Below are 19,834 nucleotides of genomic sequence, written 5' to 3'. Positions count from 1 at the left end.
ACGCGGGCTCCGTCGCGCCGGGCGCGGGGGCTGCGGCGGCCGCGACCCGCAGGGCGGCCTCGGTCGGCGCACGCGGGGCGGGAGGCGGCATCCGCTCGATGATGCCGGTGTCGAGGTCGCCGGCGACGACCGCCGGCAGCGCGATCAGGTCGCGCAGGAATCCGACGTTCGACTCGACGCCCAGCAACACGGTGTCGCGCAGACCGCGGTCGAGCGCGGCGAGCGCGGCGGCCCGGGTGGGTGCGTGGGCGATCACCTTCGCGATCATGGGGTCGTAGTCGGTGGTGACGTGCGATCCGGTCTCGACCGCCGCGTCGGTGCGCACGCCCGGGGCGGGCAGCCAGCGCACCACCTCGCCGGTCGCCGGCAGGAAGCCCCGCTCGGGACTCTCGGCGTACACGCGCGCCTCGACGGCATGTCCGTCGAGCACGACGTCGCTCTGTGCGATGTGAAGCTGCTCGCCCGCCGCGATGCGCAGCTGCTGCTCGACGAGGTCGATGCCGGTGACGGCCTCGGTGACCGGGTGCTCGACCTGCAGCCGCGTGTTCATCTCGATGAAGAAGAAGTCCGCCGGGCGGTCAGCCGACACGAGGAACTCCACGGTCCCGGCACCCCGGTAGTCGACGGATGCCGCGGCCGCGACGGCGGCGGCACCGAGACGCGCGCGCAGCGCCGCGTCGACGGCGGGCGACGGGGACTCCTCGACGACCTTCTGGTGGCGCCGCTGCAGCGTGCACTCCCGCTCCCCCAGATGGATGACCGCCCCGTGGGCGTCGGCGAGCACCTGCACCTCGATGTGGCGCGGTCGGGTCACCAGCCGCTCGAGCAGGAGCGTGTCGTCACCGAAGGCGGCCCGGGCCACGCGCCGGGCGGTCTCGAGCGCTGCGGGGAGGGCCGCGGCATCCGGCACGACCTCCATGCCCTTGCCGCCGCCGCCCGCGGAGGGCTTCACGAGCAGCGGGAACCCGACGTCGGCCGCGCGCGCGGCGATCTCGTCGTCGCCGAGCGCCGCCGCACTGAAGCCGGGAACGATCGGCACGCCGTGCGCGGCGACGTGATCGCGCGCACGGATCTTGTCGGCCATGACCTCGAGCGCGCGCTCGCCCGGCCCGATGAAGACGATGCCGGCGGCCGCGCACGCCGCACCGAACGCGGCACTCTCGGACAGGAACCCGTAGCCGGGGTGCACGGCCTGCGCGCCCGTGACCTGCGCGGCCGCGATCAGCGCGTCGATGCTCAGGTAGCTGCGCGCGGCGGCGGCCTCGCCGATGCGCACCGCCTCGTCGGCCTCGCGCACGTGCGGCGCGCCGGCGTCCGCGTCGCTGTAGACGGCGACCGACCGGATGCCGAGGCGCCGCAGCGTGCGGATCACCCGGCGGGCGATCTCGCCGCGGTTCGCGACCAGCACGGTGTCGAAGAGGGGCACGTCGCTCACATCCGGAAGAGCCCGAAGGCCGGGGCGGGAAGCGGCGTGCGGGAGGCGACGTCCAGGGCGAGCCCCAGCAGGTCGCGCGTGTCGAGCGGGTCGACGATGCCGTCGTCCCAGAGCCGGGCGGTGGCGTAGTACGGGTTGCCGCGCTGCTCGTACTGGGCGCGGATGGGCGCCTCGAATTCCTCCTGCTCCCCGGTCGACCAGTCGTCGCCGCGGGCCTCGAGCTGGTCGCGCTTGACTGTCGCGAGCACCGTCGCCGCCTGCGCACCGCCCATGACCGAGATGCGGCTGGCCGGCCACGACCACAGGAAGCGGGGGCTGTGGGCGCGCCCGCACATCGAGTAGTTCCCGGCCCCGAACGAGCCGCCGATGAGCACCGTGAACTTCGGCACGCGGGTGGTGGCGACAGCGGTGACCATCTTGGCGCCGTCTTTCGCGATGCCGCCGGCCTCGGCGTCACGACCGACCATGAATCCCGAGATGTTCTGCAGGAACACGAGCGGGATGCCGCGCTGGTCGCACAGCTCGATGAAGTGGGCGCCCTTCAGAGCGGATGCCCCGAAGAGCACGCCGTTGTTGGCGACGATGCCGACAGGGTGGCCGTGCAGACGCGCGAAGCCGGTCACGAGCGTCGTGCCGTAGTCGGCCTTGAACTCGTGGAACGAGCACCCGTCGGGGTCGCCGTCGACGAGGCGCTCGATCACGGCGTGCACGTCGTACGCCTGCGTGACGTCGACGGGAACGAGGGCGTAGAGCTCGGCGGGGTCGGCCGCGGGCGGCACGCTGGCCCGCATGTCCCAGGCAGGGGCCGCAGGCGCGGGGAGGGTCGCGACGATGTCGCGCACGATCTCGAGCGCGTGGGCGTCGTCGTCGGCGAGATGGTCGACGACCCCCGACGTGCGGGCGTGCAGCTCGCCGCCGCCGAGTTCCTCGGCCGTGACGACCTCGCCGATCGCGGCCTTCACGAGCGGCGGGCCGCCGAGGAAGATCGTGCCCTGTCCCCGCACGATCACCGTCTCGTCGCTCATCGCCGGCACGTACGCGCCGCCCGCCGTGCACGAGCCGAGCACCGCGGCGATCTGGGGGATGCCGGCGGCCGACATGCGCGCCTGGTGGAAGAAGATGCGACCGAAATGGTCGCGGTCGGGGAAGACCTCGTCCTGCATCGGCAGGAATGCGCCACCCGAGTCGACGAGGCAGATGCACGGCAGGCGGTTCTCGAGCGCGACCTCCTGCGCCCGCAGGTGCTTCTTCACCGTCAGCGGATAGTAGGTGCCGCCCTTCACCGTCGCGTCGTTGGCGATCACCATGACGTGGCGCCCGTGCACGAGGCCGATGCCTGCGACGACACCGGCGCCCGGGGCGTCTGGGTCGTAGAGCCCGTCGGCGGCCAGCGGGGCGAGTTCGAGGAAGGGGCTGCCCTCGTCGAGCAGTCGGGCGATGCGGTCACGCACGAGCAGCTTGCCGCGCTCGGTGTGACGACGACGGGATGCCTCGGGCCCGCCCTCGGCCGCGACAGCGAGACGCGCACGCAGCTCCCGGGCGAGGTCCGCTTGGGTGCGCACGTCGGCGGCGCCGGCGATGCCGGTCACGGTGTCGGTCGCGGTCATCCCATCTCCATCGATGTCGTTCGCATCCCCCATCGGATGCGCCGCAGTGTTAGTGTTCACTAACTGGAATTCACGTTAGCGTCCGCTAACCGAGATGACAAGGGGGCGGCGTGGCCGACAACGACGTCGAGACGCCCACCGCGCGGGAGCGCGCGAAGACCGAACGGCAGGACGCCCTGGTACGCGCGGCATCCGCCCTGTTCGCCCGCAAGGGGTTCGCCGCGGTGTCCATCGAAGAGCTCGGAGCCGCCGTGGGCGTGAGCGGCCCCGCACTCTACCGGCACTTCGCCGGCAAGCAGGCACTGCTCGGCGAGATCCTGGTCGGCGCGAGCGAACGGCTGCTCGAGGGTGGCCGGACCGTCATCGCCGCCCACGACGATCCCGGCGACCAGCTCGACGCGCTCGTGCGCTTCCATGTGGCGTTCGCCCTCGCCGACGCCGACGTCATCCGCGTGCAGGATCGCGACCTCGAGAACCTGCACGACCCTGACCGCCATCGCGTGCGACGCCTGCAGCGCGAGTACGTCGAACTGTGGACCCGCGTGCTGCAGCACCGGCACCCCGACGTGCCCGCGACCCACCTGCGCGTGCGGGCGCACGCCGTGTTCGGCCTCATCAACTCGACCCCCCACAGCGTGCGCGGCCTCCGCGGCGCCCCCGGCGACCAGACCGTCGGGGCGATCCTGCACGACCTCGCGCTGCGCGCCCTCGACGCCTGAGTCCGGCGCGCGGGGAGGTGGGCGCGCAACCGTGCGGCCCCGCACAGCGGCCACCGTGCACGGCTGCGCGCCGCACGCGCGCGAGACCCCCGCGACCGGATCACCGGCCGCGGGGTCTCCCGGGGCCTCGGACTAGCCGAGGAGCATCGCGCGGCCAGGCTCCGTGAGCACACCGCCGACGTCGGTGAGGAACCGGGCGCCCTGCTCGCCGTCGACGACGCGGTGGTCGAACGACAGGCTGAGCGTCACGACGTCGCGCAGCGCCACCTCCCCCTGCCATTCCCACGGCCGACGCTGCACCGCACCCACCGCGAGGATGCCGGACTGCCCCGGCGTGAGGATCGGGGTGCCGGCCTCCACACCGAACACCCCGACGTTGCTGATCGTGAACGTGCCGCCGGCGAACCCGGCGGGAGTCGTGCGCCCGTCGCGCGCGGTGCGCGTCAGGTCGCCGATCGCGTCGGCGAGGGCGACGAGTCCGAGCCGACCGGCGTCGTGCACGACGGGCACCACGAGTCCGCGGTCGGTGGCGGCGGCGATGCCGAGGTGCACGGCGGTGTGCTCCACGATCTCCTCCCCCGATTCGTCCCATGTCGCATTGAGCGACGGCGTCGCGCCGAGCGCGAGGCACACCGCCTTCGCGACGACCGCCATCACCCCGATGCGGTGCCCGGCCAGCGCACGGTCGTCGCGCAGCGAGGCGACGAACGCGGTGGTGGCCGTGACATCCACGGTGTGGAAGATCGTGACGTGCGGGGCGGTGAAGGCGCTGCGCACCATCGCCTCGGCCGTGCGCTTGCGCACGCCGCGCACGGGCACGTGACGATCGGATGCCGCGGCCAGAGCCGGTGCGACGGCGGGGCCTGGCCCCGCGGGCGCCGACGCCCCGACGCGCGCGGCGAACGCGTCGACGTCGGCGCGGGTGATGACGCCGGTCGCCCCAGCGGCCGCGACGAGCGCCAGCTCGACGCCGAGCTCCTTCGCATGCCGGCGCACCGGCGGCGTCGACCGCAGTCGCTCGAGCGGGCCGTCGTCGACCGGAGCACTCACGTGCGCGTCGTGCGGCGCCGCGTCGAGCACGGCCGTGTCGACCTCGGCGACCTCGCGCACCCGACGCGGACGCCGCTGCGGGCGCGCGCCCGAACGGGCGAGCGCGCCGTACCCGACGAGGTTCGGGCGGGGCGCGGCATCCTCGTGCTCGTCGTCGGCATCAGTGTCAGCATCAGCATCGACGGATGCCGCGGCCTCCCCGCCGACCGTCGGCTCGGCGGGAGCGGAGTCGACCGGCGCCGGCTCGGCGGGCACGGCATCGCTGGCCGCCTCGACCGCTGCGTCGAACGTGACGAGCGGAGCCCCCACGTCGACCGTGTCGCCTGCGGCCGCATGCAGTCGGGAGATGACACCCGCGTGCGGCGACGGCAGCTCGACGATGGCCTTCGCGGTCTCGACCTCGGCGAGGGTCTGGTTGAGGGTCACGGTGTCGCCCTCGGCGACCAGCCACTGCACGATCTCGGCGTCGGCGAGACCTTCGCCGAGGTCGGGCAGGGCGAATTCGACGCTCACAGCTCGACCCCCGTCAAGCTGTTCGGCCGGTCGAGCACGCGGTCGACCGCATCGAGCACGCGGTCGAGGTCGGGCAGGTGGTGCTTCTCGAGCTTCGCGGGCGGGTACGGGATGTCGTGCCCGGTCACCCGCACGGGCGCCGCCTCGAGGAAGGTGAAGCAGCGCTCGGTGACGCTCGCGACCAGCTCCGCGCCGACGCCCGCCTCGGCGGCGGCCTCGTGCACGACGACGACCCGTCCGGTCTTGCGCACCGATGCGGTCACGGTGCGATAGTCGACCGGCGACAGCGAGCGCAGGTCGATGACCTCGAGCGAGACGCCCTCGTCCTCCGCGGCGACGGCCGCGTCGAGCGCCGTGGTCACCTGCCCGCCGTAGGTGAGCACGGTGACATCCTTGCCCTCACGGGCGATACGGGCGAGACCCATCGGGGGCGCATCGGCGAGGTCGCCGTCGAGGTCGGCCTCGCCCTTCGCGTGGTAGAGCCGCTTGGGCTCGAAGAAGACCACCGGGTCGTCGCAGGCGATCGCCTGGCGCAACATCGTGTAGGCGTCCTGCGGGTTCGAGACCGCCACGACCCGCAGCCCCGACGTGTGCACGAAGTAGGCCTCCGGCGACTCGGAGTGGTGCTCCGCCGCGCCCACGCCGCCCGCCCACGGGATGCGGATGGTCAGGGGCATCCGAACCCGCCCCTGCGAGCGGTAGTGCAGCTTCGCGACCTGCGAGACGATCTGGTCGAACGCGGGGTACACGAAGCCGTCGAACTGGATCTCGACGACCGGCCGGAACCCACGGAACGCGAGCCCGACCGCCGTGCCGACGATGCCCGCCTCGCCCAGCGGGGTGTCGATGACGCGCTGCGCACCGAACTCCGCCTGAAGTCCGTCGGTGATGCGGAACACCCCGCCGAGGCGTCCGACGTCCTCGCCCATGACGAGCACGCGGTCGTCGTCGGCGAGCGCGCGCCGGAGTCCGGCGTTGAGGGCCTTGCCCATCGGGAGCGTCGTCATCGTGCGGCCTCGGTCTCGGCGCCCTCGAACCCGTCGAGGTAGGCTGCGAACCGGCCGCGCTGGGCGGCGAGCGCCGCGTGCGGCTCGGCATAGACGTGGTCGAACACGCTCAGGGCGGGCGCCGTCGTCATCGCGAGGCACGCCGCGCGCATGTCGGCGGCCGCCTGATCGGATGCCACGGCCACCTCGGCCGCGAACGCGTCATCCATCGCGCCGAGGCCGTCGAGGTATTCGGCGACACGGTCGATCGGATCGCGCCGCGCCCATGCCTCGCGCTCGTCGGCGGTGCGGTAGCGGGTGGGATCGTCGCTCGTGGTGTGCGGTCCCATCCGGTACGTGACCGCCTCGATGAAGGCGGGGCCCTCCCCCGAGCGGGCGTGGTGGGCGGCCCAGCGTCCGGCGGCGAGGCACGCGAGAACATCGTTGCCGTCGACGCGCAGGCTCGGCACCCCGAAGCCGGCGGCACGGGTGGCGATCGAGTGCCGGGTCTGCACGCCGACGGGCTCGGAGATCGCGTACTGGTTGTTGGTGCACACGAACACGACGGGTGCGTCGAAGGATGCCGCCCACACGAGCGCCTCGCTGACGTCGCCCTCGCTCGTCGCGCCGTCACCGAACCAGGCCGCGGCGACCTGGTCGCCGCCGTCGCGCTGCACGCCCATCGCGTAGCCGACGGCGTGCAGGCTCTGCGCGCCGATGATGATCTGCAGCGGCGCGACGTGCACGTCGAACGGGTCGTAGCCCGAGGGCGCCTCGCCACGCCACTGGCGCACGAGGCCCTCGGGGCTCACTCCGCGCGCGTAGAGCACGCCGAGCTCGCGGTAGCTCGTGAAGTGGAAGTCGTCGTCGCGGAACGCCCGGGCGATGCCGATCTGGGTGGCCTCCTGGCCGGCGCACGGCGCCCAGAGGCCGAGCTGCCCCTGACGCTGCAGGGCCACGCCCTCGGCGTCGAGGCGGCGCAGCACCGACATGTCGCGGTGCAGCGCGCGCAGGGCGCCGGTGTCGACATCCGTGATCCAGGGGTCGAGCAGTCGATCGGGGATGCGCTCGCCCTCAGGGGTGAGCACCCGCGCGACGTCGTCGACGTCGGCGGCGGGAAGGGTCTCGGGGATGAGGGTGTGCACCATTGCGACCTCCGGTTCGCGCCGGCCCTCGTGAGGCCGGACGACGGCTCGTGTCGGCCTCGTCGCCGACACCTGGAGACTACGTCGATGCAGCAGTCAGCTCAAGACTCGACACTGCAATTGAGCGAATTGTGAATTCAGCTGCCGATTCCTGAGGGCGGAATGGGCGTGATGCCCTGGAGTGCGCCGAGGACTGCGGCGAACGTGAACGCGATCGACACCGCGATCACAACGATGACGACGGCGATGGAGATCCAGAGGGTGGGCGACAGCTTCCCGGTACGGCGTCGGATCACCACGGCGCGCCCGATGACGTAGACGAGTGACGAGAGGAAGCCCCACGCCCAGTGGAACGGCCGATCGACGCCGAGCCGACGCAGGCGCAGCCAGTCGAGCGCACCGAAGAGCACGGTGAGCCCGTACGTCACCACTCCGAGCGCCGACGAGAGCACGAATCGAGGCCCCCAGGTCGTGAGCACCGCCGCGATCTGTCCCGATCCGCGGCCGTATCGCGTGGCCTCGAAGACTGCCTGCACGTAGCCGCCGATGTCCATCAGCGGCAAGCGCAGCAGATTGAGCACGGGGACGAGCACGACCAGCCAGATCCAGATCGAATCGACCCCGCTCGTGATGGGCGCCGGCGACCCCGTCTCCACCGCGGGGGCGGCGATCAGCCGTGTCGCCGTGCTCCATGCCGTGCCGTCCCACCACCGCTCGGCGCCGGGCTGCAGCGGGTCGGGATACCAGCCGGCGACCGCCGCGCTCTCGCTGTCACTCACGCTCGTCCACCCTCGTCGTGATCTCCTGAATCTGCGATCAGCCTACGTCGCCGATGCGCACCGGGTCGAGATCGGGCGCCGAAGTCAGACCGACGAGATCACGCCACCGGACAGGCTGGCCACCGTGGCGCCTATGGACATGAGGATGACCACCAACCAGACGACGACGAGGACGTTCACCAGCACGATCAGGCCGATCTCCACCCACAGCATCCCGAGATCGCTGCCTGTGCGACGACGCGCGATCACTGTGCGCCCGATCACGTAGATCGAACCCGACAGGAACGCCCACGCCCACGGGAACGGGTCGACGACTCCTCGTCGGCGCAGCACGGCCGCGTCGCGCGCCGACATGGCCACGCCCGCGGCGTAGACGAGCGCACTCACGGCGAGCACGATCAGATACCAGATCAGCCCACGGGTGGCGACGATCGAGAGGATCGTCGTGTCGAACGGGCCCGTGTCGTACGCCTGCCGCGCGATGTCGTGAAGGAGCACGTCGACATCGGCGGGGATGTTCCACACAAAGAGCGTCGCCGTGGACAGCATCGGCGAGAGTGTGACGAGCCAGATCCACACCGTCCCCGTGCGGATGTCTCGACGCACGGCCGGAGGAGCAGGTCTGGCGATCGCCCCCTGCACGTGGCCCGTCCACTCGCGACCGGACCACCACCGCACGAAGCGAGCGTCGACGGGATCCGGGTACCACCCCGGGGCGACCGCCGGCCACGGCGCGCTCACGGGCGGCCCCCGGTCGCGGCATCCGACGTCGTGATCTCGCCGCCCGCATGGCCGATCTCTGCGAGCGCGGCGGCGCTGGAGTCGGCGTGCACGCCCGCGATGAGATCCGTGAACACCCGCACGCGCCGCCCGGCGGCGAGGGCGTCGAGGGCGGAGGCGCGCACGCAGTAGTCGGTCGCGATGCCGACGATGTCGATGTCGAGGGTGCCGCGCTCGGTCAGCAGGTCGGTCGCGGTGCGGCCGTCGTCGGCGACGCCCTCGAAGAGCGAGTAGGCGGGCTTGCCCTGCCCCTTCTTCAGGTGCACGTCGACGCCCGTCGGATCGAACCCGTCGTCATAGTCGGCGCCGGGGGTCCCGGCGACGCAGTGGGGCGGCCAAGTGTCGACGAAGTCGGGCTCGGCGGCGAAGTGCCCACCGTTGTCACCCTCGGCGTCATGCCAGTCACGGGACGCCGCGACCAGCGTGTACTCGCCTCGATGGGCGGCGAGGAACGTGGAGATGCGGCGGGCGACGGCGTCACCCCCGACCACCCCCAGCGCTCCGTGCTCGGTGAAGTCGTTCTGCACGTCGACGATGAACAGGGCCCGCGTCATAGCGCCAGCATAGGCGTCACGGCGCCCCGCGCCGCCATAGCGCCGAGGGCCACCAGATCACCTTGCCGAGGTCGTAGGCGAGCGCGGGCACGAGCAGCGACCGCACCACGAACGTGTCGAGCAGCACGCCGAACGCGACGATGAACGCGATCTGCGCGAGGAAGAGGATCGGGATGACTCCCAGCGCCGCGAACGTGGCCGCGAGCACCAGCCCGGCCGAGGTGATGACCCCGCCGGTGGCCACGAAGCCGCGTAGGATGCCGCGGCGCGTACCGTGGCGAACGGACTCCTCTCTTACGCGCGACATCAGGAAGATGTTGTAGTCGACGCCGAGTGCGACGAGGAACACGAACCCGTAGAGCGGGACCGATGGGTCGGCGCCCGGGAATCCGAGCACGCCGTCGAACACGAGTGCGCTCACTCCGAGGGCCGCGGCGAACGAGACCACGACGCTGAGCACGAGCAGCACCGGCGCGAGGATCGAACGAAGCAGCAGCATGAGGATCAGCAGAATCACCCCGAGGATGACGGGAATGATCTCGGTGCGGTCGTGAATCGCCGTGTCGTTCGCGTCGACGTCGAGCGCGGTGGTGCCGCCGACGAGCGTCGTGCCGGCACCGAGCTGCGTGTCGAGGTCGGCGCGGATGGTGCGCACGACGTTCTCGGCCGCCGTCGAGTCGGCCGCGTCGGTGAGGGTCGCATAGACGAGCACGTCGCCGTCGCGCACGGTCGGGGCGGGTGCGGTCGCGGCGGGCGGCCCCTGCGACACGAGCACGAGCTGCCCGCCCTGCACGGTGGCGGTCGCCTGCCCCGAGGGCGAGTCGGCCGAGACCACGGCGACGCTCGAGATGCCCGGCTCGGCGGCGAGACGGCTCACGACCGCAGTGAGGTCGGACTGCGGTGCGACGATCGTGACGGGGCTGCCGGAGCCCGCCGGGAAGTGGTCGCCGAGCACGGCCTGGCCGTCGCGCGCCTCCGAGGCGCCGAGCACGAGGTCGCTCGAGGGAACACCTTGCGCGCGCAGCTGCGTGACCCCGACGCCGGCGGCGAGCAGCACGATGGTCGCGATGATCCAGATCGGGCGGGCGCGGCGGGCGATGAAACGCGCCTGGCGCGGCCAGAAGCCGCGCACGGGGGCGGTGAAGTCGTCGGGAAGTGCACCGAGCGGATGCCGCGGCACGAACGGCCAGAAGGCGGCGCGCCCGAACAAGGCGAGCAACGACGGCAGGAATGTCAGGGCAGACAGCATCGCGAACACGATGCCGATCGCGGCGATCGGGCCGAGGGCGCGGTTGGTGGCGAGGTCGGAGAGCAGCAGGCACAGCAGGCCCGCGATGACGGTGCCGCCCGAGGCGAGGATCGGCTCGAACGCTCCCCGCCAGGCGGCGCGCGTGGCGGCCCAGCGCGGCATCCCCTCACCGATCGCCTCGCGGAAGCGGGCGGTGTAGAGCAACGCGTAGTCTGTGGCGGCGCCGATCACCAGGATGAACAGGATGCCCTGCACCTGGCCGTTGAGCACGAAGATGCCCGCCTTCGCCAGCCACCACACCGTCAGCAGCGCCACGCACAGCGCGAACATCGAGGTGAGCAGCACCAGCACGGGAAGCAGCGGCGAGCGGTAGACGATCACCAGGATCACGAACACGGCGAGCAGGGCGACGCCGAGCAGCAGTCCGTCGATGCCGAGGAACCCCTTCACGAGGTCGGCGGTGAACCCGGCGGGACCGGTCACCCACACCTGCACTCCGTCGGACAGATCGGATGCCGCGGCCCGCAGCTCGCCCACGACATCGCCGACCGACGCCGATGACGAGACGGGCACGATGATCTGCGCCGCGCGGCCGTCGTCGGAGATGATCGGGGGCGACACCGTGCCGGTGACGCCCGAGACCGCGCCGAAGCGGTCGGCGAGGGACGTCAGATCAGCCTTCTGAGTGTCGGTGAGGGCGGAGGGTGCCTGGGCCACGACGACCGCCGGGATGCTGTCGGAGCCGAGGAAGTCGGGCAGCAGCGCGTTCACCTTCGTCGAGGGCGCGCTCTGGGGCAGGTACGACGCCTGGTCGTTCGTGGACACCTCGTCGACCTTGCCGAAGTAGGGTCCGCCGATGGCTCCGCCCGCGAGCCAGACGGCGACCAGCACCAGCGGGATGCCGAAGCGCAGCCAGCGGGTCGTCGCCCGGTCGGTCTGACGGCGGTCACTGCGGCGGGACGTGGGGGACGCGGCATCCATATACCTAGCTTATCTAGCGAAATATCGCGGGCGCCACCCCTCCCCTAGGCTGATCGCGATGCTGGCCGCCCTCCTCTCCCTGAGCGGGGCACTGCTGTGGGGCGCGGCCGACTTCCTCGGCGGGCTCACCGCGCGACATCTCAAGCCGATCGTGGTCACCGCGATCGCCGCGTGCACCGGCGTCGTCGTGCTGCTGATCGCGGCGCCGATCGCGGGCGGCACGCTGAGCGCCGCGGATGCCGCGTGGGGCGCGATCTCGGGAGTCTGCGGCGTCGTCTCCCTCGCCCTGCTGTACGCCTGCCTCGCGATCGGGCCGATGAGCATCCTGTCGCCGCTGACCGCGATCGTCTCGGCCGTCGCCCCGATGATCTGGGGCGTCACCGTCGGCGGTGAGTCGCTCGGACCGCTCGCCTGGGCCGGCCTCGGCGTCGCGCTCGTCGCCGTCGCACTCGTCGGGTTCGTGCCCGAGCAGGGGGCAGTGCGTCCCAGCATCCGGGGACTCGCCCTCGCCGTCGGAGCGGGCCTCGCGATCGGCGCGCAGATCATCGCGATCGATCACACATCCGCCGAGAGCGGGCTCGATGCACTGCTCGTCTCCCGCGCCGTCAACGTCACCCTCACGGTGCTCATCGTCGCCGGCATGATCGCATGGGCGGCGGCGCGGCGCCGTTCCGTCGTCGAGGCGCTGCGTTCCCCGGCGGCGGTCGCCGGCAGCCGCATCGTGTGGTGGCCGGCCGCCGTCGGCGGCGTCGGCGACGCGGTGGCGAACATCGCCATGCTGCTCGCGCTGCGCACCGGCGATCTGTCGATCGTCGCCGCGCTGACGGCGCTCTACCCAGCCGGCACGATCGTGCTCGCGGCGATCGTGCTGCGCGAACGCATCGCGCCGGTGCAGATCGTCGGACTCACTCTCGCGCTCGGCGCCGCGGTGATGCTCGCCCTCGACTGAGCGCGGCATCCGCTCACCACGGGATCGACCGCGCCTCAGACTCCGGCGAACAGCAGCACCATGGAGGCCGCGACAGCGACGACACCGAGTGCGAGGAACCCCGCCGCGAACCATCCGAGCGCGGAAACGAGAGGCGACCGCCCCGACAGGCGCACACGGTGATGTGACCCCTCGCGGGCGAAGAGCTCCGCATGCGCGGCGTCGCCCAGACGCTCGGCGTCGTGCGGGTGCAGCACGGAACGACCCACCCCACCGTCGGACGCGAACCACCGCGCGACGAGTTCGCCGTCCTCGCGCTCGAGCATCGCATCGACCCGCATCCACGTGCCGTCGAAGAGGTACGCGACCACGGCGACGCCGGCCAGAAGCGCGCCGATGCCGAAGCCCACCCAGGTGAACAGTTCCGCGAGCACGTCGAGCAGCGACATCCCTTTCACTGTAGCGAAACCGCCCTCTGCGACGACGAAGGCCCCGGGCGTCGCCCGGGGCCTTCACGAGTGTGGAGCCACCTAAGGGAATCGAACCCTTGACCTATTCATTACGAGTGAATCGCTCTGCCGTCTGAGCTAAGGTGGCGAGCCGCGAAGCCGCGGCGCACGATCTCCGATCTTACATGGTCACCCGAGCGCCCGCGAACGCCGGCGCTCGCCTCGTCCGCGCGGATGCCGCGGCATCCGCTACTGGCAGGTGAGCCCGTTCTGCGGGGGCGTGCCCGTCTCGAAGTAGGTGACGACCGCGTCGTCGACGCAGCTGCTGCCCTTGTTGAACGCCGTGTGCCCCTCGCCCTCATGGGTGATCAGGACGCCGGACGACAGCTGCTCCGCGAGCGACTTCGCCCACACGTACGGCGTGGCCGGGTCGTTGGTGGTGCCGATGACGATGATCGGCGGCGCGCCGGGGGCGCTGATCTTCTCACGCACGCCGGTCGCCGTGATCGGCCAGACGGCGCACGGGTCGGGACCGCTCCAGTACGGCGCGATCGTCGGAGCCTTCGCCGCGATCTCGGCCTTGGAGGCGTCTTTCAGGGCCTGCGAGGTGACCTGCGGGTAGTCCATGCAGTTGTACGCCTCGAACGCCTCGGTCGAGTTGTCCTGGTAGACGCCGTTGCTGCTGCGGTTGTAGTAGAAGTCGACGAGCCGGAACGCCTGCGCGGCGCTGCCGGACTTGACGGCGGCGAGGGCCGAGGAGAGCACCGGCCAGCTGTCCTTCGAGTAGAGGGCTGCGACGATGCCGGTGACCAGCGAGTCGGCGCCGAGCTTTCGCCCGTCCGCGTTGGTGATCGGGGTCTTGTCGACCTGCGCGAGGAGGTCGCCGAGGGAGGCGAGGGCTTGATCGACGGTGCCGGTGAACGGGCACGACGACCCGGCGAGGCAGTTGGTCATGTAGGCGCGAAGGGCCGACTGGAACCCGATCGCCTGGGTGGTCGACACGTCCAGTCCCGACACCGACGGATCGAGGGCACCGTCGAGGACCATGCGTCCGACGTTCTGGGGGAAGAGCTTCGCGTAGGTCGCTCCCAGGAACGTTCCGTAGGAGTAGCCGAGGTAGTTCAGCTTCTTGTCGCCGAGCACGCCGCGCAGCAGGTCCATGTCGCGCGCGGCCTGGTCGGTCGTGATGTAGGGCAGGAGCCCGGAGCTGTTCTGTTCGCACGCCGCACCGAACGCCTTCTGGCTGGCGACGAGATCGCTGGTCCACGTCGCACTCCCGCGCGGCGCGGGAACGAGATCGAACAGATAGGAGTCCATCTGCTTCGCGTCGTAACAGGTCACGGCGGTCGAACGCCCGACTCCACGAGGGTCGAATCCGATCACGTCGAACGTCTTCTGCAGTTCGGAGCCGACCGCATAGTCGAGACTCTGCTGGATGAGGTCGTAGCCGCTCGCGCCCGGCCCCCCGGGGTTCGTGAGCAGCGATCCGAGCGCCGTGCCGTTGGTCGCGCGATGGCGGATGACGGCGAGGGTGATCGTTCCGGCTTCAGGGTTCTGCCAGTCGAGCGGCGCCGTCACGGACGTGCAGTCGAAGCCGGTGCCGCACGAGGACCAGCTGAGGGTCTGGGTGTAGAAGCTCGCGACGTTCGCGGCCACGCCGTCGGCCGACGGGGTCTTCGTGGGGATCGGCTGCGGCACGATGGGGCTGAAGAGGCACGCCGAGAGGGTGACGGATGCCGCGGCGAGCCCCGCGATCACGACGAGGGCGCGCCGCAGGTTGCGGGTGCGGGTCATACGGTCCTCCCGGTGGCGACGGTGATGAGCAGGCTTTCGAGCGCAAGGGCTGCGGCGGCGTTTCGTTCGAGGTTCTCACGGGTGACCGTGATGCGATCGAGCACGGTGAGAGTGCGGTCGGGCGGCCAGGCGGACGCGAGAGCATGGAGCTGCGAGGCGAGCTCGAGGTTGATGAGATTCTCCTCGTCCCGCCCGAACTGCAGCATCACGGCGTCGCGGAAGAGCGATTCGAGGTCGGTGAGCACCCGATCGATGCCGTCGCGCAGGCTGCGCGTCGCGCGGCGTTTCTGGTCTTCGGCGAGGGCGTTGACCTGCGATCTCACCGCTGGGGGTACCGCCTGCCCTTCGGCGATGCCGAGCGTACGCAGCAGGTCGGCGCGCTCGGCCTCGTCCCGCTCTGTGGTCAGCGCCTTGGCGTCGTCGGTCGCAAGCTTGACGATGGTGGCGGCTACCTCGACCGCGTCGGACACGCCGCGCACTCCGAGCACGGCGCGGAGTGTGGCGTCGCGGCGTTCGCGGGCGGCACCGTCGGTCGCGAGCCGCTGCGCCATGCCGATGTGGCGCTGCGCGTGACGGGCGGACTGCTCGGCGACGCGCTCGTCGACGCCGGTGCGGGCGACGATGAGCCGCGCGACGTCGGCGACCTCGGGCTCACGTAGTCGAACGGTGCGCACGCGCGAGCGGATGGTGGGCAGAAGGTCGGCGTCACTGGGTGCGCACAGCACCCAGACCGTCTGCGCCGGCGGCTCTTCGAGCGCTTTCAACAGCACGTTGGAGGTGCGCTCGGCCATGCGGTCGGCGTCTTCGACGATGATCACCCGGAAGCGACCGCGTGAGGGGGCGAAATAGGCCCGTTCGACGAGGGAGCGCGCCTCGTCGATGCGGATGACGACCTGCTCGGTGCGCAGGGCGGTGAGGTCCGGGTGGGTGCCGATGAGCACCTGCTGCATCGCCTGCTCGTCTCCGGGCTCGGCGATGAGCGCGGCCGCGAACGCGCGAGCCAGGGTCGAGCGCCCTGACCCGGGCGGCCCGGTGATGAGCCAGGCGTGGGCGAGCAGCGAGAGATCGGATGCCGCGGCCCGCAGCTGTGCGACAGCCTCGGGCTGGCCCCACACATCGCCCCACGGGACATCCGTGATCGTGGCAGCCATGCGGACCAGACTATCGGCGGCCGGGGACGTCGTCAGAGGAGAGCGGCGACGCGCGCGCGGACGGTGGCGGCGATGTCGTCGGGTGCTCCGGCAGCATCGATCACGAGGAACCGGTGGGGCTCGGCGGCGGCGAGCGCAAGGTACGCGTCGCGCACGCGGGCGTGGAAGTCGTCCTTCTCGGCCTCGAGCCGGTCGAACGGCTTGTCGGCGGCGTCGAGTCGTGCGCGTGCCGACGCCGGGTCGAGGTCGAGCAGCACTGTCAGATCGGGCAGTTCGCCTTCGGCCGCCCACAGCGAGATGTCGCGGATGTCGGCGCCGTCGAGAACGCGTCCGGCACCCTGATACGCGACGGACGAGTCGAGGTAGCGGTCTTGGATGACGACGTCGCCGCGCTCCAGCGCCGGTCGCACGAGTGTGGCGATGTGGTGCGCGCGGTCGGCGGCGTAGAGCAGCGCTTCTGCGCGGGGAGCGATGTCGCCGCGGTGGTGCAGCACGATGTCTCGCACGAGTCGCCCCACCTCGGTGCCGCCGGGCTCGCGAGTGCGCACGACGGTGCGTCCGGCACCGGTCAGCCACTCCTCCAGACGCACCGCCTGCGTCGTCTTGCCCGAGCCGTCGCCGCCCTCGAGGGTGATCCAGAGCCCGGGCCGGGTGTCGCCTGTCACTTCTTCGCGGTGGTCTTGCGCGTCGTCGTGCGGCGCGCGGTCGCGCGCTTGGGCGCCGGCCCCTTGGCGCGCTTGTCGGCGAGAAGCTGCTTCGCGCGTTCGAAGTCGACGTCGTCGACGGTCTCGCCGCGCGGGATGGTCGCGTTCGTCTCACCGTCGGTGACATACGGACCGAAGCGACCGTCGCGCACCCGGATGGGCTTGCCGCTGACCGGGTCGGCGTCGAACTCCTTGAGCGCGCTCGAGGCGCGGCGCGCGCCGTACTTCGGCTGCGCGTAGATCTCGATCGCCTGCTCGAGGGTGACGTCGAAGATCTGCTGCTCGCTCTCCAGGGAGCGCGAGTCGGTGCCCTTCTTCAGGTAGGGGCCGTAGCGGCCGTTCTGGGCGGTGATCTCGTCGCCGCTCTCGGGGTCGGTGCCGACGGTGCGGGGCAGCTCGAGCAGCCGCAAAGCCGTGTCGAGGTCGACGGTGTCGACCGACATGCTCTTGAACAGCGACGCGGTGCGCGGCTTCGGCGCGGCATCCTTCTTGGTGGTCTTCTTCTTCGTCTCGACCACTTCGCCGGTCGCGGTGTCGATCTCAGGGTCGGCCTCGGGCTCGAGCTCCTGCACGTAGGGGCCGTACCGGCCGTCCTTCACGACGATGAGCTTGCCGTTGGCCGGGTTCTCGCCGAGCACTCGGTCACCGGCGACGGGCGCGTCGATGAGCTCCTGCACCTTGTCGGGGGTGAGCTCGTCGGGCGCGAGGTCGTCGGGCACGTTGACGATGCGGGCCTTCGTGTCGGGCGCGGCATCCGGGTCGGTGACCTCGATGTAGGGCCCGTACTTGCCGAACCGGAGCGTCGCCGTGTCGGTGAGGCGGGTCGAGTTGAGCTCGCGCGCGTCGATGTCGCCGAGGTTGTCGACGATGTGGCGCAGACCCACGTGGTTCTCGGAGCCGAAGTAGAACTCGCGCAGCCATTCCTCGCGGCGCTGTTCGCCGCGTGCGATCGCGTCGAGGTCGTCTTCGAGGGCGGCCGTGAAGTCGTAGTCGACGAGGTCGGCGAAGTGCTGCTCGAGCAGCCGCACGACGCTGAAGGCGAGCCAACTGGGCACCAGGGCCTGGCCGCGCTTGGTGACGTAGCCGCGTTCGAGGATCACATCGATGATGCTCGCGAAGGTCGACGGGCGTCCGATGCCCTTCTCCTCCAGCGCCTTGACGAGCGAGGCTTCGGTGTAGCGGGGCTTGGGGCTCGTGGAGTGGCCCTTGGCCTCGACGTCGCTGGTGGTGAGCACGTCGCCGACGGCGAGGGCGGGGAGCGACTGGTCGTCTGCCTTGTCGCCGTCGTTGCGCTTCTCGTCGCGGCCCTCCTCGTACGCCTCGAGGAAGCCCTTGAAGGTGTAGACGGTGCCGGATGCGGTGAACTCGAGCTTCTTGGATGCCGCGGCAACCGCGAGGGTCACGGTCGTGGTCTCGTACTTCGCGTCGGACATCTGGCTGGCGACGGTGCGCTTCCAGATGAGGTCGTAGACGCGCTGCTCGTCGCGGTCGAGGGACCCCGAGATCGACGCCGGCGTGCGGAAGTGCTCACCCGACGGGCGGATCGCCTCGTGCGCCTCCTGCGCGTTCTTGCTCTTGCTGGCGTAGGTGCGCGGGTTCGCGGGAACGGCGCGATCACCGTAGAGAGCGACGGCCTGCTCGCGCGCCGCCTGCACCGCCTGCGTCGACAGGGCGGTGGAGTCGGTGCGCATATAGGTGATGTACCCCTTCTCGTAGAGACGCTGCGCCACGCTCATCGTGTGCTTCGCGCTCATCGAGAGCTTGCGACCGGCCTCCTGCTGCAGGGTCGAGGTGGTGAAGGGCGCGCGGGGGCTGCGGGTGCCGGGCTTCGCGTCGACGCTCATGACGGATGCCTCACCCACGCCCTCGACCGCAATGGCGAGCGCGCGAGCGTCGGCCTCGGTGAGCACGACGACGGCCTTGGTCAGTGTGCCGCGGTCGTCGAAGTCGCCGCCACGGGCGAGCGGGGCGCCGTCGATGCGGGCGAGCCGGGTCGTGAACGAGCTGCCCGACGCGGTCGCGAGGGCTTCGATGTCCCAATAGCTGGCGGACACGAACGCCATGCGCTCGCGCTCGCGGTCGACGACGAGGCGGGTGGCGGCGGACTGCACGCGGCCGGCGCTGAGCGCCTGCCCCTGGGTGCCGCTGCCGACCTTGCGCCACAGCACCGGCGAGACGTCCCAGCCGTAGAGGCGGTCGAGCACGCGGCGGGTCTCCTGCGCGTCGACGAGCGCGAGGTCGAGCTCGCGGGTGTTCTCGGCGGCCTTGCGGATCGCGTCCTTGGTGATCTCGTGGAACACCATGCGCTTGACGGGGACCTTGGGCGAGAGCACCTCGAGCAGGTGCCAGGCGATGGCCTCCCCCTCGCGATCCTCATCGGTGGCGAGCAGGACCTCGTCGGCGGACTTGAGGGCGCGCTTCAGATCGGCGACCGTCTTCGTCTTGCGCTCGCTGACCACATAGAAGGGGTCGAAGCCGTTGTCGACGTCGATAGAGTACTTGCCGTACGCGGCCTTCTTCTCGGCCGGGATGTCCTTCTTGCTCGCGAGGTCGCGGATGTGACCGACCGAGCTGAGCACCTCGTAGCCGTCGCCGAGATAGCCCTGGATCGAGGTCATCTTGGTCGGCGACTCCACGATGACGAGCTTCTTGCCGCTCTCCGTCTTGGCGGTCTTGCCCTGTGCCACTCACGGTCCTTTCGTCGATGCACACCATACACACCCGGCGGCCGGTGCTCTCTGAGGGGCGTCGATGACCGTTGCCCGCACTCACGCCCGGCTCAGGGGGCCACGACCTGCGGCGGCCCGGCCCGTGCGGTGGCGGAGATCTGGAACGCACCGAAGTCCGCCCCGATTCCCACCGTCGCGATGAGGCCGTCGATCGTGCAGGTGCGCACCTCGGCGTGGTGGGCGCGGGCGAGCCGTTCGGCGAGTGCACAGGGCTCGCCGGCGACGGCGCCACTCGCGCCGTCCGCCGCGGCGAGCGCGGCCGCGTCGGCGGCGACGACCGC

17 protein-coding genes and 1 tRNA gene are annotated in these 19,834 nt (G+C 71.3%); 2 read left to right on the top strand and 16 right to left on the bottom strand.

Annotated features, from left to right (window positions below; all coding sequences use genetic code 11):
• Together RR49_RS01435 and RR49_RS01430 are read right to left on the bottom strand one after the other, a co-directional pair.
• On the bottom strand, positions 1-1,426 hold a 1,426-nt coding region (locus RR49_RS01435; protein WP_045246076.1), incomplete at its 3' end, for an acetyl-CoA carboxylase biotin carboxylase subunit.
• A gap of 5 nt (positions 1,427-1,431) precedes the next feature.
• The gene (locus RR49_RS01430) at positions 1,432-3,042 is read right to left on the bottom strand and encodes a carboxyl transferase domain-containing protein (protein WP_048809444.1); all 1,611 of its coding nucleotides are present in this window, start codon (positions 3,040-3,042) and stop codon (positions 1,432-1,434) included.
• 110 nt (positions 3,043-3,152) lie between these two features.
• Between RR49_RS01430 and RR49_RS01425 the strand changes: the two genes are divergently transcribed.
• Positions 3,153-3,761, top strand: a complete 609-nt coding sequence (locus RR49_RS01425) for a TetR/AcrR family transcriptional regulator (RefSeq protein WP_045246067.1) — start codon at positions 3,153-3,155, stop codon at positions 3,759-3,761.
• A gap of 132 nt (positions 3,762-3,893) precedes the next feature.
• On the opposite strand, the gene RR49_RS01420 is transcribed toward RR49_RS01425, so the two are convergent.
• The 7 genes from RR49_RS01420 to RR49_RS01390 all read right to left on the bottom strand — a co-directional run bounded on the left by RR49_RS01420 (position 3,894) and on the right by RR49_RS01390 (position 11,798).
• On the bottom strand, positions 3,894-5,324 hold the full coding sequence (locus RR49_RS01420) for a dihydrolipoamide acetyltransferase family protein (RefSeq protein WP_045246066.1): 1,431 nt from the start codon (positions 5,322-5,324) through the stop codon (positions 3,894-3,896).
• Positions 5,321-6,331: an alpha-ketoacid dehydrogenase subunit beta gene (locus RR49_RS01415; protein ID WP_045246065.1), complete on the bottom strand. Its 1,011-nt coding sequence runs from the start codon at positions 6,329-6,331 to the stop codon at positions 5,321-5,323. Before RR49_RS01415 ends, RR49_RS01420 begins: the two co-directional genes overlap by 4 nt.
• On the bottom strand, positions 6,328-7,458 hold the full coding sequence (locus tag RR49_RS01410) for a thiamine pyrophosphate-dependent enzyme (RefSeq protein WP_045246063.1): 1,131 nt from the start codon (positions 7,456-7,458) through the stop codon (positions 6,328-6,330). Before RR49_RS01410 ends, RR49_RS01415 begins: the two co-directional genes overlap by 4 nt.
• A gap of 134 nt (positions 7,459-7,592) precedes the next feature.
• Complete coding sequence (locus RR49_RS15025; protein WP_048809443.1) at positions 7,593-8,234, bottom strand: DUF2510 domain-containing protein; 642 nt, start codon at positions 8,232-8,234, stop codon at positions 7,593-7,595.
• An 84-nt stretch (positions 8,235-8,318) separates the two neighbouring features.
• Positions 8,319-8,975, bottom strand: coding sequence for a DUF2510 domain-containing protein (locus RR49_RS15020; RefSeq protein ID WP_048809442.1), 657 nt, complete (start codon positions 8,973-8,975; stop codon positions 8,319-8,321).
• Positions 8,972-9,568 (bottom strand): isochorismatase family protein, encoded by a 597-nt coding sequence (locus RR49_RS01395; protein WP_045246062.1) that lies wholly within the window; start codon positions 9,566-9,568, stop codon positions 8,972-8,974. The genes RR49_RS15020 and RR49_RS01395 overlap by 4 nt, the downstream gene beginning before the upstream one ends.
• Before the next feature lie 16 nt (positions 9,569-9,584).
• Entirely contained in the window at positions 9,585-11,798 is a 2,214-nt protein-coding gene (locus RR49_RS01390; RefSeq protein WP_045246060.1) for an MMPL family transporter, read from the bottom strand.
• Between the two features lie 58 nt (positions 11,799-11,856).
• Here RR49_RS01390 and RR49_RS01385 point away from each other — a divergent pair, with 58 nt between their 5' ends.
• Complete coding sequence (locus RR49_RS01385; RefSeq protein ID WP_045246058.1) at positions 11,857-12,747, top strand: EamA family transporter; 891 nt, start codon at positions 11,857-11,859, stop codon at positions 12,745-12,747.
• Between the two features lie 35 nt (positions 12,748-12,782).
• Here the strand turns inward: RR49_RS01385 and RR49_RS01380 are convergent, their stop codons facing one another.
• The 7 genes from RR49_RS01380 to RR49_RS15770 all read right to left on the bottom strand — a co-directional run.
• Positions 12,783-13,175, bottom strand: a complete 393-nt coding sequence (locus tag RR49_RS01380) for a hypothetical protein (protein ID WP_045246056.1) — start codon at positions 13,173-13,175, stop codon at positions 12,783-12,785.
• 72 nt (positions 13,176-13,247) lie between these two features.
• Positions 13,248-13,323 (bottom strand) — tRNA-Thr (locus RR49_RS01375).
• A gap of 101 nt (positions 13,324-13,424) precedes the next feature.
• On the bottom strand, positions 13,425-14,969 hold the full coding sequence (locus RR49_RS01370; protein ID WP_045246055.1) for an alpha/beta hydrolase: 1,545 nt from the start codon (positions 14,967-14,969) through the stop codon (positions 13,425-13,427).
• Positions 14,966-16,120, bottom strand: coding sequence for a DNA polymerase III subunit delta' (locus RR49_RS01365; protein WP_045246054.1), 1,155 nt, complete (start codon positions 16,118-16,120; stop codon positions 14,966-14,968). The genes RR49_RS01370 and RR49_RS01365 overlap by 4 nt, the downstream gene beginning before the upstream one ends.
• Before the next feature lie 32 nt (positions 16,121-16,152).
• Entirely contained in the window at positions 16,153-16,785 is a 633-nt protein-coding gene (gene tmk / locus RR49_RS01360) for a dTMP kinase (RefSeq protein ID WP_045246052.1), read from the bottom strand.
• Positions 16,782-19,511, bottom strand: a complete 2,730-nt coding sequence (gene topA, locus RR49_RS01355) for a type I DNA topoisomerase (RefSeq protein WP_048809441.1) — start codon at positions 19,509-19,511, stop codon at positions 16,782-16,784. Before topA ends, tmk begins: the two co-directional genes overlap by 4 nt.
• Positions 19,512-19,603: 92 nt before the next feature.
• Positions 19,604-19,834 (bottom strand): hypothetical protein (locus RR49_RS15770; RefSeq protein ID WP_045246051.1); only part of this gene is annotated, 231 nt, incomplete at its 5' end.

It is taken from the genome of Microbacterium ginsengisoli, from assembly GCF_000956535.1.
GTDB classification, from domain to species: Bacteria; Actinomycetota; Actinomycetes; order Actinomycetales; family Microbacteriaceae; genus Microbacterium; species Microbacterium ginsengisoli.
The sequence above is the reverse complement of the archived record's forward strand: the minus strand, read 5'-3'. Positions and strand labels throughout refer to the sequence as shown.

Excerpts from the sequence above, each read along its gene's own strand:
- RR49_RS01430 (WP_048809444.1), bottom strand. The coding sequence starts at position 3,042 with ATGACCGCGACCGACACCGTGACCGGCATCGCCGGCGCCGCCGACGTG.
- RR49_RS01415 (WP_045246065.1), bottom strand. The coding sequence starts at position 6,331 with ATGACGACGCTCCCGATGGGCAAGGCCCTCAACGCCGGACTCCGGCGC.
- RR49_RS01410 (WP_045246063.1), bottom strand. The coding sequence starts at position 7,458 with ATGGTGCACACCCTCATCCCCGAGACCCTTCCCGCCGCCGACGTCGAC.
- RR49_RS01395 (WP_045246062.1), bottom strand. The coding sequence starts at position 9,568 with ATGACGCGGGCCCTGTTCATCGTCGACGTGCAGAACGACTTCACCGAG.
- RR49_RS01390 (WP_045246060.1), bottom strand. The coding sequence starts at position 11,798 with ATGGATGCCGCGTCCCCCACGTCCCGCCGCAGTGACCGCCGTCAGACC.
- RR49_RS01385 (WP_045246058.1), top strand. The coding sequence starts at position 11,857 with ATGCTGGCCGCCCTCCTCTCCCTGAGCGGGGCACTGCTGTGGGGCGCG.
- RR49_RS01380 (WP_045246056.1), bottom strand. The coding sequence starts at position 13,175 with ATGTCGCTGCTCGACGTGCTCGCGGAACTGTTCACCTGGGTGGGCTTC.
- RR49_RS01370 (WP_045246055.1), bottom strand. The coding sequence starts at position 14,969 with ATGACCCGCACCCGCAACCTGCGGCGCGCCCTCGTCGTGATCGCGGGG.
- RR49_RS01365 (WP_045246054.1), bottom strand. The coding sequence starts at position 16,120 with ATGGCTGCCACGATCACGGATGTCCCGTGGGGCGATGTGTGGGGCCAG.